We start from the raw sequence: 15,322 nt of genomic DNA, 5'->3' as shown, positions 1-15,322 counted from the left end.
TCCCGCTCGGTTGCGCAGCGACCGCAAGATCTTGGGTCTGCTGCGCAGCCCAGCGGGAGCAAGCTCCCTCGCCACAAAAGCGTTGGATCAGACCTTGACGATCCAACCCGCCGGCGCTTCCACGTCGCCGGTCTGCACGCCGGTCAGCTCTTTGTAGAGCTTCTGGGTGATCGGGCCGACTTCGGTTTCGCTGTGGAACACGTGCAGCTTGTCCTTGTAGCTGATGCCGCCAATCGGCGTGATCACCGCAGCGGTACCGCAGGCGCCGGCTTCCTTGAAGTCCGCCAGCTTGTCGATGAACACGTCGCCTTCGATCACTTCCAGGCCCAGGCGCGATTTGGCCAGTTCGATCAGTGACAGGCGGGTGATGCCCGGCAGGACCGAAGGGGAGTTGGGGGTGATGAATTTGTTGTCGTGTGTGATGCCGAAGAAGTTGGCCGAGCCGACTTCCTCGATTTTCGAGTGGGTCAGCGGATCCAGGTAGATGCAGTCGGCGAAACTGGCCTTCTTGGCCTGGGAGCCGGGCATCAGGCTGGCGGCGTAGTTGCCACCGACCTTGGCCGCACCGGTGCCTTGTGGGGCGGCACGGTCGAAGCTGGAGATCAGGAAGTTGTGCGGGGTCAGGCCGCCCTTGAAGTAGGCGCCGACCGGGATGCAGAAGATCGAGAAGATGAACTCGGGTGCGGTGCGCACGCCGATGTTGTCACCCACGCCGATCACGAACGGGCGCAGGTACAGCGCGCCGCCGGTGCCGTAAGGCGGGATGAAGCGCTCGTTGGCGCGGACCACTTGCTTGCAGGCTTCGACGAACTGCTCGGTGTCGACGTGCGGCATCAGCAGGCGGGCGCAGCGGCGTTGCATGCGGGCGGCGTTCTGGTCCGGGCGGAACAGGTTGATCGAACCGTCCTTGCAACGATAGGCCTTCAGGCCTTCGAAGCACTGCTGACCGTAGTGCAGGGCAGTGGAGCCCTCGCTGATGTGCAGCACGTTGTCTTCGGTCAGGGTGCCTGTGTCCCAGGCGCCATCGCGCCAGTGCGACAGGTAGCGCTTGTCGGTCTTGATGTAGTCAAAGCCCAGTTTGTCCCAATTGATGCTCTCGTTACCCATGACACCCTCTATTTCCTGACAACCGTCGAAACGGTTCAAGGCTTCTGACGTTTTGAATGGGGACAACAATACTTCATTCCGGGGGTGTTTCGCAGCTTGTGGCGAGGGGATTTATCCCCGCTGGGCTGCGAAGCGGCCCCAAATACCTGGGCGAGCCGCAGAATCATGCGAGTGCTTCGCACTCGAGCGGGGATAAATCCCCTCGCCACAGGGGGAGTCACCCACAGCTGTTACAGATGCAACGCATGCCCCAACGCCCGCAACGCCGCTTCCTGCACGGCCTCGCCCAGTGTTGGATGGGCATGTATGGTGCCGGCGATGTCCTCCAGGCGCGCACCCATTTCCAAGGATTGGCCGAATGCGGTGGACAGCTCCGACACGCCCACGCCAACCGCTTGCCAGCCGACGATCAAATGATTGTCCCGGCGCGCCACGACGCGGACGAAACCGCTTTTCGATTCCAGGGTCATGGCCCGGCCGTTGGCGGCGAACGGGAAGCTCGACACGATGCAATCCAGGCCGGCAGCCTTGGCCTCGTCCGGCGTCTTGCCCACCACGACCAGTTCCGGGTCGGTAAAGCACACCGCCGCGATGGCCGTCGGGTTGAATTCCCGGTGCTGGCCGGCGATCAGCTCGGCGACCATCTCGCCTTGGGCCATGGCCCGGTGGGCGAGCATCGGTTCGCCGCTCAGGTCGCCGATGGCCCAGACATTGCGCATGCTGGTCTGGCAACGGCTGTCGACCTGCACCGCCGAACCGTTCATCGCCAGGTTCAGCGCTTCGAGGTTCCAGCCCTGGGTGTTGGGTTTGCGCCCAACCGCCACCAGCACCCGGTCGGTGTCCAGGTTCAACGTGTCGCCATTGGGATCACGCACTTGCAAGGTGCTGGCCTGGGCGTCGAAACCTTCGACGCTGTGCTTGAGGTACAGCTTCACGCCCAATTGCTTGAGCACCTCGTGCACCGGCTGCGTCAGCTCGCCGTCGTAGGCCGGCAAGATCCGCTCCTGAGCCTCGACCACGCTGACCTCGGCGCCGAGCTTGCGATAGGCGATGCCCAGCTCCAGGCCGATGTAGCCACCGCCGACCACCACCAGGTGCTTGGGCACCGAGGTGGGGGCGAGGGCTTCGGTGGAGGAAATGATCGGCCCGCCCACGGGCAGCATCGGCAGGTTGACGCTTTTCGAGCCGGTGGCCAGCAGCAGATGTTCGCACTGGATGCGGGTGTCGCCGACCTCGACAGTCTTGCCATCGATGACCTTGGCCCAGCCGTGAATGACCTGGACCTTGTGCTTCTTCAGCAACGCGGCGACGCCGGTGGTCAGGCGATCGACGATACCGTCCTTCCATTCCACGCTCTTGCCGATGTCCAGCGATGGCGCCGAAACCGTGATGCCCAAGGCTGAGCCCTGGCTGTGATGCCGGGTCTGGTGGAACTGCTCGGCCACATGGATCAACGCCTTGGACGGGATGCAGCCGATATTCAGGCAGGTACCGCCCAGTGCCTGGCCTTCCACCAGGATCGTTTCAATGCCCAGTTGGCCGGCGCGGATTGCCGCTACGTAACCGCCCGGGCCGCCGCCGATGATCAGCAGCTTGGTGTTCAGAGTTTGCATGGCTTACTCCACAAATAAAGTGGCAGGTTGTTCGAGCAAGCCACGCAGGGCCTGGATGAATTGCGCCGCGTCCATGCCGTCGACCACCCGGTGATCGAAGGAACTGGAGAGGTTCATCATCTTGCGAATCACGATCTGGCCCTTGATCACCATCGGGCGTTCGACGATTTTGTTCACGCCGACAATCGCCACTTCCGGCAGGTTCAGCACCGGCGTGCTGACGATGCCGCCCAACGCGCCAAGGCTGGTCAGGGTGATGGTCGAGCCGGACAGTTCATCGCGACTGGCCGTGCCATTGCGGGCGGCCATGGCCAGGCGCGAGATTTCCGTCGCGCTGTCCCACAGGCTGCGAGCTTCGGCGTGACGCACCACCGGCACCATCAGGCCGACGTCGCTCTGGGTGGCAACACCGACATGCACCGCACCGAAGCGGTGGATGACCTGGGCCTCGTCGTCGTAGCGCGCGTTCATCTGCGGAAAATCCCGCAGGGCCACGACCAGGGCGCGGACCAGGAACGGCAGCAAGGTCAGCTTGCCGCGACTGGCGCCGTGTTTTTCATTCAGGTGAACCCGCAGCTCTTCCAATGCGGTGACGTCGATTTCCTCGACGTAGCTGAAGTGCGCGGCCCGTTGGGTCGCTTCCTGCATGCGCTGGGCGATCTTGCGGCGCATGCCGATCACCGGGATCTGCTGCTCGTCGTGGCGTTCGGCATAACCCGAGCCGCCCTTGGCTTGTGGCGATGAGCCCTGGGCCAGATAGGCTTCCAAGTCTTCGTGCAGGATTCGCCCGGCAGGGCCGCTGCCCTGGACCAGGCGCAACTGGATGCCCAGGTCCAGCGCGTGTTTGCGCACGGCCGGCGAGGCCAATGGGCGCTCTTCTGGGTCGCGGGCCACAGGCGCTTGCGGGGCGCAGCGTGGTGCGGCGGCTTTTTCCACCACCGGTTCAGGCGTGGCCACTGGCGCTGGCTTTGGCGCCTGTGCAACCGCCGCTGCTGGAGCCGGTTGTGCCGATTCTTTCAAGTTACCCGCACCTTCGACTTCAATGCGGATCAGTTCGCTGCCCACCGCCATGACTTCACCGGGTTCGCCACCCAGGGCGATGACCCGGCCATGCACCGGCGAAGGGATGTCGACCATCGCCTTGTCGGTCATGACATCGGCCAGCACCTGGTCTTCGACCACCATGTCGCCGACCTTGACGTGCCACACCGACAATTCAACTTCCGCGATGCCTTCGCCGATGTCCGGCATCTTGATAACGTGCGTGCCCATTCAGACCTCCATGACCCGTTTCAACGCCGCGCCCACACGGGACGGCCCAGGGAAATACGCCCATTCCTGCGCGTGCGGGTAGGGGGTGTCCCAGCCGGTGACACGCTCGATGGGCGCTTCCAGGTGGTGGAAGCAATGTTCTTGTACCAACGACACCAGCTCGGCTCCGAAGCCGCAGGTGCGGGTGGCTTCGTGGACCACCACGCAGCGGCCGGTTTTCTTCACCGACTTGACGATGGTCTCCAGGTCCAGCGGCCAGAGGCTGCGCAGGTCGATGACTTCGGCGTCGATGCCGGTCTCCTCGGCGGCCACCTGGGAAACGTAGACCGTGGTGCCGTAGGTGAGGATGGTCACGTCCTTGCCCGGACGGGTGATGGCGGCGACGTCCAGCGGCACGGTGTAGTAACCGTCCGGCACTTGTGCCTGCGGATGCTTGGACCACGGTGTTACGGGACGGTCGTGGTGGCCGTCGAACGGGCCGTTATACAGGCGCTTGGGTTCGAGGAAAATCACCGGGTCATCGTTTTCGATGGAAGCGATCAGCAGGCCCTTGGCGTCGTAGGGGTTGGATGGCATCACGGTGCGCAGGCCGCAGACCTGGGTGAACATCGCCTCGATGCTCTGGCTGTGGGTCTGGCCGCCATAGATGCCGCCGCCGCAAGGCATGCGCAGGGTCATCGGTGCGGTGAATTCGCCGGCCGAGCGATAGCGCAGGCGCGCCGCTTCGGAAATGATCTGGTCCGACGCCGGGTAGACGTAGTCGGCAAACTGGATTTCGGCCACCGGCCGCAGCCCATAGGCGCCCATGCCCACCGCCACGCCGACGATGCCGCTTTCGGAAATCGGTGCGTCGAATACCCGCGAAGTGCCGTACTTGTTCTGCAGGCCTTCGGTGCAGCGGAACACGCCGCCGAAGTAACCGACGTCCTGGCCGAACACCACGACGTTGTCGTCGCGCTCGAGCATCACGTCCATGGCCGAGCGCAGGGCCTGGATCATGGTCATGGTGGTAGTGGTCATGGCGGTGTCCAACGCAATATTGTTGTTGTGATCGTTCATGTCAGATCCCCAACTGCTGACGCTGGCGCTTCAAGTGCTCCGGCATCTCTTTGTAGACGTCTTCGAACATGGTCGCGGCGCTTGGAATCTGCCCGCCGGCGAGGGTGCCGTACTGCTCGGCTTCCTTCTGCGCGGCGATCACTTCGGCTTCGAGCTCGGCGGTGACGGCGGCATGTTCCTCTTCGGACCACTGGCCGATCTTCACCATGTGCTGCTTGAGGCGGGCAATCGGATCGCCCAGCGGGAAGTGGCTCCAATCGTCGGCGGGGCGGTACTTGGAGGGATCGTCGGAGGTGGAGTGCGGGCCGGCGCGGTAGGTGACCCATTCGATCAGCGCCGGGCCGAGGTTGCGGCGGGCGCGTTCGGCGGCCCAGCGCGAGGCGGCGTAGCCCGCCATGAAATCGTTGCCATCGACACGCAGGGAGGCGATGCCGCAACCGACGCCGCGTCCGGCGAAAGTGGTGGCTTCACCGCCGGCAATGGCCTGGAAGGGGGAAATCGCCCACTGGTTGTTGACCACGTTGAGGATCACCGGCGCGCGGTAGACGTGGGCGAAGGTGAGGGCGGTGTGGAAGTCCGATTCGGCGGTGGCGCCGTCACCGATCCAGGCCGAGGCGATCTTGGTGTCGCCCTTGATCGCCGAGGCCATGCCCCAGCCCACGCCCTGGATGAATTGCGTGGCGAGGTTGCCGGAAATGGTGAAAAAACCGGCGTCCTTGACCGAGTACATGATCGGCAACTGCCGGCCCTTGAGCGGATCGCGCTCGTTGGACAGCAGTTGGCAGATCAGGTCCACCAGCGGCACTTCGCGGGCCATCAGGATGCTTTGCTGGCGGTAGGTGGGGAAGCACATGTCGTCGATGTTCAACGCCAGGGCCTGGGCGCTGCCGATGGCTTCTTCGCCAAGGCTCTGCATGTAGAACGACATCTTTTTCTGGCGCTGGGCGACCACCATGCGGTTGTCGTAGATGCGCGTCTTGAGCATGGCACGCATGCCTTTGCGCAGGATCTCGACGGGGATGTCCGCGGCCCAATCGCCCAGGGCATTGCCTTGGTCATCGAGCACGCGGATCAGGCTGCGGGCCAGGTCGGCGGTGTCGGCGGGTTCGACGTCGATGGGAGGTTTGCGCACCGTGCCGGCATCGGACAGATGCAGGTAGGAGAAGTCGGTCTTGCAGCCGGGACGGCCCGAGGGTTCGGGAACGTGCAGGCGTAGCGGTTCATACGCTGGGTTCATGGCTTTCTACGCTCGATCTTGTGAATTTCTTGTAGTGGGCGCGCTAGCTGACGAATTTCCCTGGGTAGGTGGGAAATTGTCCTACAACAATCATAGGCTCGACGAAGAAGATTATTTTTCTCTGTTCGCTTGCTGTTCAGATCATTTGCAGATAAAAAATCTGCACAACGATAAAAAACAGGACTATTTGTCTCATGCGTAAATTGGATCGCACCGACATCGGCATTCTGAACAGCCTTCAGGAAAACGCCCGCATCACCAACGCCGATCTCGCCCGCTCGGTCAACCTTTCACCCACGCCGTGCTTCAATCGCGTGCGGGCCATGGAGGAACTGGGGGTGATCCGCGAGCAGGTCACGCTGCTGGATGCCGACTTGTTGGGGTTGCACGTCAACGTGTTTATCCATGTGAGCCTGGAGAAACAGGTGGAAGAGGCGCTGCAGCACTTTGAGGAAGCGATTTCCGACCGGCCGGAGGTGATGGAGTGCTACCTGATGGCCGGCGATCCGGATTACCTGATTCGCGTGCTGGTGCCGACGATCCAGTCGTTGGAGCGGTTCATGATGGACTTTTTGACCAAAGTCCCGGGCGTGGCGAACATCCGCTCCAGCTTTGCCCTCAAGCAGGTGCGCTACAAAACCGCGCTACCGTTGCCGGCCAATGGGTTGACCTTGGGTACCTGAACATCAAAGGAACGCAGCCTTCGGCAGCTCCTACAGGGGAGTTGTGGATTTCTGACGGCTCATTGTTGCCTGACCCACCGCCATCGCGAGCAAGCTCGCTCCCACACCGGATTGTACTGTTGGTCGAGTTCTGCGATCACCGCTGAACCCTGTGGGAGCGAGCCCGCTCGCGAAGGCGTCGGCATATTCAGCTCTGATGTAAGCAGACCCACCGCTATCGCGAGCAGGCTCGCTCCCACATTGGATAGGTGGCGACCTTAGAGCTGGTTGATCGGAATCTTCAGATAAGTCACGCCATTGCCCTCGGCCGGCGGCAGGTGTCCCGCCCGCACATTCACCTGGATCGCCGGCAACAGCAGCGTCGGCATGCCCAGCGTCTTGTCGCGCTGGGTACGCATGGTCACGAACGAAGCTTCATCGATGCCGTCGCGAACATGGATGTTGTGCTGGCGCTGTTCACCCACGGTACTCACGCAGTGGGGCTCGCGCTCTTCCGGTGGATAGTCATGACAGACATACAGGCGCACCCCGGCAGGAAAGGCCAGCAACTTGCGGATCGAGGCGTAGAGCTGATGGGCGTTGCCACCGGGAAAGTCGCAACGGGCGGTGCCGACGTCGGGCATGAACAGCGTGTCGCCCACCAATATCACGTCGCCATCGATCAGGTAGGCCATGTCCGCCGGGGTGTGGCCGGGCACATGCAGCGCGGTGGCCTTGAGGTTGCCGATCAGGAAGGATTCGTCGGCCGCGTACAGGTGGTCGAATTGCGAACCGTCGACGGCGAATTGCGGCTCCAGGTTGAACAGGGCCTTGAACACGTTCTGCACCTGGCCGATGGACTCGCCAATGGCAATCTTGCCGCCCAGTTCCCGACGCAGATAAGGCGCGGCGGACAGGTGATCGGCGTGGGCGTGGGTTTCCAGCAGCCATTGCACCGTCAACCGATGTTCGCGCACGAACGCGATCACCCGATTGGCCTGTTCGGTGCCGCTACGGCCCGAAGCCGGGTCATAGTCCAGCACCGGATCGACCACCGCGCAGTGCCCGCCGTCGTGTTCGTACACGACGTAAGTAAAGGTCTTGGAGGCGGGGTCGAGAAAACTTTGGATCTGCGCGGGCATGACAGCGGACCTGTGCGGGAAGAAGCGGTTGCTACGCTTGAGGTTTACAACTTATGGTCCGCAGCTTAGTGAGGGCCAAGGCGTCCTGCAAATGCGATCGCACCTGCCAACAGGTGTGCGCGGCTTGAGAGAACCTGAATGTTACTGGCAAGTTTTTTTGGTGTGGTCATGGGCCTGGTCCTTGGCCTGACGGGCGCGGGCGGCGGCATCCTGGCGGTGCCAGCATTGGTGTTGGGACTGGGTTGGAGCATGACCCAGGCCGCGCCGGTGGCGCTGTTCGCGGTGGGCAGCGCGGCGGCGGTGGGGGCCATCGATGGGCTGCGCCATGGGCTGGTGCGCTATCGAGCGGCATTGCTGATTGCGCTGCTGGGCGCGGTGTTCTCGCCGCTGGGTATCTACCTTGCCCACCAGCTTTCGGAAAAAATCTTGATGATCCTGTTCAGCCTGTTGATGGTGCTGGTGGCGGCGCGCATGTTGCGCCGGGAAACGCCGCAAGCGGGGCCCAGCGATCACGGTGCCGCCATTTGGGGCCAGAAGAATTGCATGCTCGACCGCCAGACCGGGCGCCTGGCCTGGACCGCCCGCTGCACCGCTACGCTGTCGGCATTGGGGGCAGTGACAGGCATGGTCTCGGGGTTGCTGGGCGTGGGCGGCGGCTTCCTGATCGTGCCGGCGTTCAAGCAACTGACTGACGTGCAGATGCGCGGGATCGTCGCGACGTCCTTGATGGTCATCAGCCTGATTTCGCTGATTGGCGTGGTGGGCGCGTTTCATGCCGGCGTGAGCATCGACCGGGTCGGTGCGGTGTTCATTGCGGCGAGTAGTGCTGGGATGGTGCTCGGGCGGCGATTGTCGGCCCAGGTCCCGGCCCGGGCGTTGCAGGAGGGGTTTGACGGGGTGTGCCTGACGGTGGCGGTGTTCATGCTGGTGCGGGCTTAGCGACGACGAATCAGGATTGCACATTGCCTTTGTGGCGAGGGAGCTTGCTCCCGCTGGACTGCGAAGCAGGCCCATACGGTCTTGACCCACGGCGTCTGCTTCGCAGCCGAGCGGGAGCAAGCTCCCTCGCCACAGGGGGCGATGTGATCCGCCTGACCACGGGGAACGCGTGATGTTTACAACGCTCGGCACTGCATCGAAAACCCCAACGCCACCGATTGCCCTTGCTCAAGCAAACGCAACCCTGGCCGTCCTGGCAGGTGGTGGGCATTGACCGGGTGGCTGACCGGTTCGATGCAGAAGAAATCCAAACCGACTGGACAGTACAGCAGGAAATAATCGCTGCCGCTGGCACGGCATTCCAGTTCATAACCCAGGTCCGGTTGTTGGATCAGGCACTGCCCATCCCAGCCACCGAAGCCGTTGTCGACAAGGGTGTCCGGCAGTAACCGGGACTGCTGGAAATCCCACTCCGAGGGAACGCCCCTCAGTTCCGTTGGCAGTTTCGCGGCGTCGCACATCCACACTTCGCTGGCACCGGTTTGCAGGCGAGTACCGGTTGTGCGCGGGAAATACGGATGCAAACCCAGCCCGTGCCAGGCGGCCTGTTCGGCCATATGTGTCACATGCAACGCCATTTGCAACTGGCCGCCACTCAAGCGGATCCGCAAGCTGGCGCAATAGGCAAATGGGGTTTGGCTGTCGAGTTGCAACAAGGCTTCCTGGGCGCTGTGCTCTGTCACTTGCCACGGTTGCTGCCAGGCACTGCCATGGATCGGAAACGGATCGTTGGGGCTGTTGGCCTCCAGGGCGAGCCAGCCGCCAGGGCAATCGAAACCGCCTTGGGCGATCCGGTTCGACCACGGGATCAACGGGAAGCAGCCGAGTTTGCCTGGCAGGCCGTTTTCCAGTGCGTGCGGCGCGGGCGGGCGTAGCAGGGGAGCGCCGGTGCTGCGCAATGTCCATTCAACGAGGCTGGCGCCCAGGTGCGGGGCCAGGGTCAGGCGGGTCAGTTCGTCTTCGAGGTAGAGAAGGGGCTGCGTCATGGTGGTCGCGTCTATTAGGAAGGGCAGATATAGGAAGGGCAGATAGCTTTTTGGTGAGGGCAGATAGCTTTTGTGGCGAGGGAGCTTGCTCCCGCTGGACTGCGCAGCAGGCCCATCCGGTTTGGACTCGGGCGTCTGCTTCGCAGCCGAGCGGGAGCAAGCTCCCTCGCCACAAGGGGCTTGCTCGCCTACGGGTTACAACACCAGATGCGGCAACCACAGCGACAGGGCTGGCACGTAGGTCACGAGCATCAGCACCAGGAACAACACGGCGTAGAACGGCAGCAGTGCCTTCACGGTGCTTTCGATGCTGACCTTGCCGATGGCGGAACCGACGAACAGCACCGCACCCACCGGCGGCGTTATCAGCCCGATACCCAGGTTCACCAGCATGATCATGCCGAACTGCACCGGGTCCACGCCGATGCCGACGATCACCGGCAGCAGGATCGGCGTCAGGATCAGGATCAACGGGGCCATATCCATCACTGTGCCCAACAGCAGCAACATCACGTTGATGCACATCAGGATCACGTAGCGGTTGTCCGACAGGGTCAGGAACATCGTGGTGATCTTCGCTGGAATCTGCATCAGCGTCATGATGTAGCCGAAGCTGGCGGCGAAGCCGATCAGGATCATCACGATGGAGATGGTGCGCACCGTGCGATGCATCAGTTTCGGCAGTTCACTCCACTTGTAGTCGCGGTAGATGAACATGGTCACGAAGAACGACCACAGCACCGCGATGGCCGCCGATTCGGTGGCGGTGAAGACACCCGAGAGGATACCGCCGAGGATGATCACCATCGCCATCAGGCCCCAGAGGGCTTCGCCGACGATTTTCAGCGCCTGGCGCATCGGGATCACTTCACCCTTGGGGTAGTTGCGCTTTTTCGCGAAAATCAGGCACAACACCATCAGGCACGCGCTCATCAGCAAGCCCGGCACGATGCCCGCCATGAACAGCGACGCGATCGCTACCGAACCGCCGGCGGCCAGGGAGTAGAGCACCGAGTTATGGCTTGGCGGGGTCAGCAGGGCTTGCACCGAACCACTGACCGTCACGGCGGTGGAGAACTCCCGCGGATAGCCCTTGCGCTCCATTTCCGGAATCAGCACCGAACCCACCGACGCGGTGTCGGCCACCGACGAACCGGAGATCGCGCCGAAGAAGGTCGAGGCGACGATGTTGCCCAGTGACAGGCCACCACGGACAAAGCCCACCAGCACCCCGGCACACGCCACCAACCGGCGGGACATGCCGCCCTCGGCCATGATCGCGCCGGCCAACACGAAGAACGGAATGGCCAGCAGCGAAAACTTGTTCACCCCGCCCGCTACTTGGATCATCACGGCCTGGAAGGGAATGTCGATCCACCATGCACCGATCAGGGCGGCGGCGCCCAATGCGTAGGCGACCGGCATGCCGATCAGGATCAATGCGATAAAACTGCCCAGCAGAATCAGAGCGTCCATTAAGCGGCACCTTCACATTCTTCAACCAGATCGAACTGCACGACCCGCCGTTTGCTCTGGTCACCGAGCAAGAGTTTTTCCAGAACAAAAACCAGGGTCAGCAAGCCGCCCACGGGAATCGGCAAGTAGGTCACGCCAACCCGAAGGCTGGGCAGGGACGCCATGAATTGGTTCCAGGTGGACATGCACAATTTGAAGCCCCAGATCGTCATGAAAATGCAGATCAGGGCCATCAGCAGTTGGGAAAAGATCGACGCTGCGCTGCGCAGGTGCGGCGGCATGCGGTCGGTCACCATGGCCACGGCCATGTGCGCACCGGCGCGGTAGCTGGCAGCGGCACCGATGAACGTGAAGACGATCATCAGCAGGATGGCGGTAGGCTCGGGCCAGCTCGATCCGGTGCCCAGCACGTAGCGGGCAAACACGCCCCAGGGAATCATCAGGGAAACCGCCAGAACGGAAAGGCCGGCCACCCAGATGCACGTCATGTAGATCTTATCGTTGATACGCAGCAGCAAATTCTTCATCGGGTTTCACCGTAACCGGGCGCGCCTTGGACATCAGGCGCGCCGGGCCTTTTTCATAAGTACAGAGCGGGAGGTATTACTGAACGGCTTCGATTTTCTTGATCAGGTCGGCATACGGCGCACCGTACTTGGCCCGCACGGGTGCAGTGGCGTCGTAGAAGGGTTTCTTGTCGACCGTGATGAACTCGACGCCGGCGGCCTTGAGTTTTTCTTCACTGGCGCTGGACTTCGCGTCCCACAACACACGCTCTTCGGCCTGGGCGGCCTTGGCGGCTTTCTTGACCATGTCCTGTTGCGCCGGGGTCAGTTTTTCCCAGGTGATTTTCGACATCACGATCGGCTCTGGCAGGATCAGGTGACCGGTCAGGCTGTAGTACTTGGCGTTCTGGTAGTGGTTGTGTTCGAGCAGGGTCGGCGGGTTGTTTTCCGCGCCGTCGATCACGCCGGTTTGCAGGGCGCTGAAGATTTCGCCGGTGTCCATGGCGATACCATTGGCGCCCATGGCGTTCATCATCTCGATGAACATCGGGTTGCCTTGCACGCGGATTTTCATGCCCTTGAGGTCTTCGAGCTTGCGCACTGGCTTCTTGGTGTAGATGTTGCGCGTGCCGCCGTCCATCCATGCCAGGGCCACCAGGCCGAATTCGGAGTGGGTGATCTTGTCGAGGATCTCATCGCCCACCGGACCGTCGATGACGTTGCGCATGTGCTGGTGGTCTCGGAAGATGAACGGCATGTTGAAGACGTTCACGTCCGGTACCACAGGGCCCACGATACCCAGGCTGACCCGGGACATCTGTATCGCGCCGACTTGCATCTGCTCGATGACTTCCTTTTCAGAACCCAGCACACCGCCTGGGAAGTACTTGAAGGTCAGCTCGCCGTTGCTTTCTTTGGTCAGCATCTTGCCCATGTTTTCTTCCGCCACCGTGGTTGGATAACCCTTGGGGTGGATGTCGGCGACTTTAAGCTCCAGGGCGTGCACCGCCTGCGCCAGGAAGGCCAGGGGAAGGGCCGCGATCAAAAGCGTGCGTTTGAAATTCATGGTCAATCTCCAGTGTTGTTGTTTTTATGTCTATCGATGTGAAGCGGCAAAGCAGATCAATTCGCGGAGTGTTTCCGTCCTCCGAAAGCAGGTTCAGCCAGGCCCTTGACGCCGGGGTTGAGGGCGAACACGCCACCGGCCAGGGACTGCGGATCGTTGTCGTCGCCCGGACGGATCGAGGTGACGAAGAGGGTGTCCAGCTGGCTGCCGCCAAAGGCGCACATGGTCGGTTTTTTCACCGGCACTTCCAGCGAACGGTCGAGACGTCCGTCCGGGGTGAAACGGTGAATCAGCCCGGCGTCGTTGGCGCAGATCCAGTAGCAACCGTCGGCATCCACCGCCACGCCATCCGGGCGACCGGCCAGGGGCATCATGTCAACGAACAGCCGCCGGTTGGACGGGGTGCCGCTGTCGATGTCGTAGTCGAAGGCCCAGATCTGCTGCACCAGCGGGTGCGAATCGGAGAGGTACATCGTCCGGCCGTCCGGGCTGAAACCCAGCCCGTTGGGCACGATGAACCCGCTCAGTTGCGCCTCCACCGGGCCGCGTTGCCCGGCGTCATAACGGTACATCCGGCCTTCGTCGGCGTTGGCGCCCATGTTCAGCACCATGCTGCCGGCCCAGAAACGGCCCTGGCGGTCGCAACGGCCATCGTTGAGGCGCATGTCAGTGCGGCTGTGTTCGACGCTTGCACTGAGTTCGCTGTCCAGGCTGCCGTCGTCATGGGGATGCAGGCGAAAGAAACCGCTTTCCATACCCGCGATCCAGCCGCCGTCCTGGTGGCGGGCAATACAGGCGAGCATCTCGGGGGCTTCCCAGCCTTGGATTTTTCCAGTGCTGGCGTTCCAGCGTTGCAGGCCGCCGTTGGGGATGTTCACCCAGTACAGCGAGTTTTCCTCGGGGACCCACACCGGGCTTTCCCCGACAGCATTGCGTGCATCGACAATCAATTCGGCTTGCATGGTGATTCCTTGGTTCGTTCGTATCCCATGAACAACAGACGAATCAGTCGTCGAACGGGCCGGCTGCGACAAAGGCGCCACCCTGGTAGATCCTGGCCGGATCATCGGCGGCCGGCATCGGCTGCGCTTCGACCTTGTCGCGGAAAATTTCGGACGTGTCCTTGGGCTGGTAGCCCAGGTGCGCGGCGTGGCTGTTGTCCCACCAGACATCGCGGTTGGCGGACACGCCGTAGACCACGGTGTGGCCGACCTTCGGCGTGTAGAGCGAGCATTCGATCAGTTGGGTGAGGTCGTCGAAGCTCAGCCAGGTGCTCATCATCCGGCGGTTCTGCGGCTCCGGGAACGACGAGCCGATGCGGATGCTCACGGTCTCGATGCCGTAGCGATCGAAATAGAAACTGGCCATGTCTTCGCCGTAGGACTTGGACAAGCCGTAGTAGCCATCCGGGCGGCGAAGGCAATGGGCGTCGAGGGCCTCGTCCTGCTTGTAGAAGCCGATGACGTGGTGGGAGCTGGCGAAAATCACCCGCTTGACGCCGTGCTTGCGCGCCGCTTCATAAATGTGGAACACGCCACTGATGTTGGCGCCAAGGATCTCTTCGAACGGGCGCTCCACCGAGACACCACCGAAATGCAGGATGGCGTCGACGCCTTCCACCAACTGGTGCACGGCCTGTTTATCCGACAGGTCGCAGGGCACCACTTCTTCGCTTTCGTCGATGGCCGGGGCCATGTTGGCGATGTCCGACAGGCGAATGTGGCGGGCGTAAGGCTTGAGGCGTTCGCGCAAGACTTTGCCAAGGCCGCCGGCGGCGCCGGTCAAGAGCAGGCGATTGAAGGGGTGGCGAATCTGTGTCGTGGTCATGGCATTACCTGAGCAAACAATGAGAGGTACAGTTGTTATAAGTTGTCGTACGACCGTAGGAAATATCCTTATCCTTCCGCTACCTTGTCAACGTTTGATCGACGAACCGCTCTGGATCGGCGTCCCTGCCGCAGATAGCCATGGGATGCGCCCATGGCAATATCCTGTGTTACAGCAGCGAAATCGGGTAGTTGAAGATGATTCGGTTTTCATCGAATTCGTTGGTGCTGAAGTCACGACGAAGCGACGAGTTACGCCACTTCACATTCAGGCTTTTCAGTACACCGCTCTGTACGGTGTAGGCCAGTTCACTTTCGCGGCCCCATTCCTTGCCGTCATCGACGGTGGCGGTGTGAACGTTGTCACCGCT

At 62.1% G+C, this 15,322-nt stretch carries 15 protein-coding genes; 2 read left to right on the top strand and 13 right to left on the bottom strand.

Annotated elements, in window-relative coordinates; all coding sequences use genetic code 11:
- Positions 1-87 precede the first annotated feature (87 nt).
- The 5 genes from HGO40_RS28220 to HGO40_RS28200 all read right to left on the bottom strand — a co-directional run bounded on the left by HGO40_RS28220 (position 88) and on the right by HGO40_RS28200 (position 6,288).
- The gene (locus HGO40_RS28220; RefSeq protein ID WP_250965718.1) at positions 88-1,107 is read right to left on the bottom strand and encodes a branched-chain amino acid aminotransferase; all 1,020 of its coding nucleotides are present in this window, start codon (positions 1,105-1,107) and stop codon (positions 88-90) included.
- 230 nt (positions 1,108-1,337) lie between these two features.
- Positions 1,338-2,720, bottom strand: coding sequence for a dihydrolipoyl dehydrogenase (gene lpdA / locus HGO40_RS28215; RefSeq protein WP_250965717.1), 1,383 nt, complete (start codon positions 2,718-2,720; stop codon positions 1,338-1,340).
- Positions 2,721-2,723: 3 nt separating this feature from the next.
- Positions 2,724-3,992 carry a dihydrolipoamide acetyltransferase family protein gene (locus HGO40_RS28210; RefSeq protein ID WP_250965716.1) on the bottom strand — a complete coding sequence of 423 codons (1,269 nt, stop codon included), beginning with the start codon at positions 3,990-3,992 and terminating at the stop codon, positions 2,724-2,726.
- Positions 3,993-5,051, bottom strand: a complete 1,059-nt coding sequence (locus HGO40_RS28205; RefSeq protein WP_030141237.1) for an alpha-ketoacid dehydrogenase subunit beta — start codon at positions 5,049-5,051, stop codon at positions 3,993-3,995.
- Position 5,052: 1 nt separating this feature from the next.
- Positions 5,053-6,288: a 3-methyl-2-oxobutanoate dehydrogenase (2-methylpropanoyl-transferring) subunit alpha gene (locus tag HGO40_RS28200; protein ID WP_250965715.1), complete on the bottom strand. Its 1,236-nt coding sequence runs from the start codon at positions 6,286-6,288 to the stop codon at positions 5,053-5,055.
- A gap of 194 nt (positions 6,289-6,482) precedes the next feature.
- On the opposite strand from HGO40_RS28200, the gene bkdR reads away from it, so the two are divergent.
- Entirely contained in the window at positions 6,483-6,971 is a 489-nt protein-coding gene (gene bkdR, locus HGO40_RS28195) for a Bkd operon transcriptional regulator BkdR (RefSeq protein WP_003202929.1), read from the top strand.
- 257 nt (positions 6,972-7,228) lie between these two features.
- Here bkdR and HGO40_RS28190 read toward each other — a convergent pair whose 3' ends face one another.
- A complete protein-coding gene (locus HGO40_RS28190) occupies positions 7,229-8,092 on the bottom strand; it encodes an MBL fold metallo-hydrolase (protein WP_250965714.1) in 864 nt (287 codons plus the stop codon).
- Positions 8,093-8,230: 138 nt separating this feature from the next.
- Between HGO40_RS28190 and HGO40_RS28185 the strand changes: the two genes are divergently transcribed.
- A complete protein-coding gene (locus tag HGO40_RS28185) occupies positions 8,231-9,031 on the top strand; it encodes a sulfite exporter TauE/SafE family protein (RefSeq protein ID WP_250965713.1) in 801 nt (266 codons plus the stop codon).
- A gap of 176 nt (positions 9,032-9,207) precedes the next feature.
- Here the strand turns inward: HGO40_RS28185 and HGO40_RS28180 are convergent, their stop codons facing one another.
- From HGO40_RS28180 to HGO40_RS28150, 7 genes are all read right to left on the bottom strand, one after another.
- Complete coding sequence (locus tag HGO40_RS28180; RefSeq protein WP_250965712.1) at positions 9,208-10,077, bottom strand: aldose 1-epimerase; 870 nt, start codon at positions 10,075-10,077, stop codon at positions 9,208-9,210.
- Between the two features lie 195 nt (positions 10,078-10,272).
- Positions 10,273-11,553, bottom strand: a complete 1,281-nt coding sequence (locus HGO40_RS28175; protein WP_250965711.1) for a TRAP transporter large permease — start codon at positions 11,551-11,553, stop codon at positions 10,273-10,275.
- Positions 11,553-12,080 (bottom strand): TRAP transporter small permease, encoded by a 528-nt coding sequence (locus tag HGO40_RS28170; protein ID WP_250965710.1) that lies wholly within the window; start codon positions 12,078-12,080, stop codon positions 11,553-11,555. Before HGO40_RS28170 ends, HGO40_RS28175 begins: the two co-directional genes overlap by 1 nt.
- A gap of 76 nt (positions 12,081-12,156) precedes the next feature.
- A complete protein-coding gene (locus HGO40_RS28165; protein WP_250965709.1) occupies positions 12,157-13,125 on the bottom strand; it encodes a TRAP transporter substrate-binding protein in 969 nt (322 codons plus the stop codon).
- A 56-nt stretch (positions 13,126-13,181) separates the two neighbouring features.
- A complete protein-coding gene (locus tag HGO40_RS28160) occupies positions 13,182-14,087 on the bottom strand; it encodes an SMP-30/gluconolactonase/LRE family protein (protein ID WP_250965708.1) in 906 nt (301 codons plus the stop codon).
- 43 nt (positions 14,088-14,130) lie between these two features.
- Entirely contained in the window at positions 14,131-14,952 is an 822-nt protein-coding gene (locus tag HGO40_RS28155) for an NAD-dependent epimerase/dehydratase family protein (RefSeq protein ID WP_250965707.1), read from the bottom strand.
- A 169-nt stretch (positions 14,953-15,121) separates the two neighbouring features.
- Positions 15,122-15,322 (bottom strand): OprD family outer membrane porin (locus HGO40_RS28150; RefSeq protein WP_250965706.1); only part of this gene is annotated, 201 nt, incomplete at its 5' end.

Source organism: Pseudomonas sp. CG7 (assembly GCF_023701885.1).
GTDB classification, from domain to species: Bacteria; Pseudomonadota; Gammaproteobacteria; order Pseudomonadales; family Pseudomonadaceae; genus Aquipseudomonas; species Aquipseudomonas zanjanensis.
The sequence above is the reverse complement of the archived record's forward strand: the minus strand, read 5'-3'. Positions and strand labels throughout refer to the sequence as shown.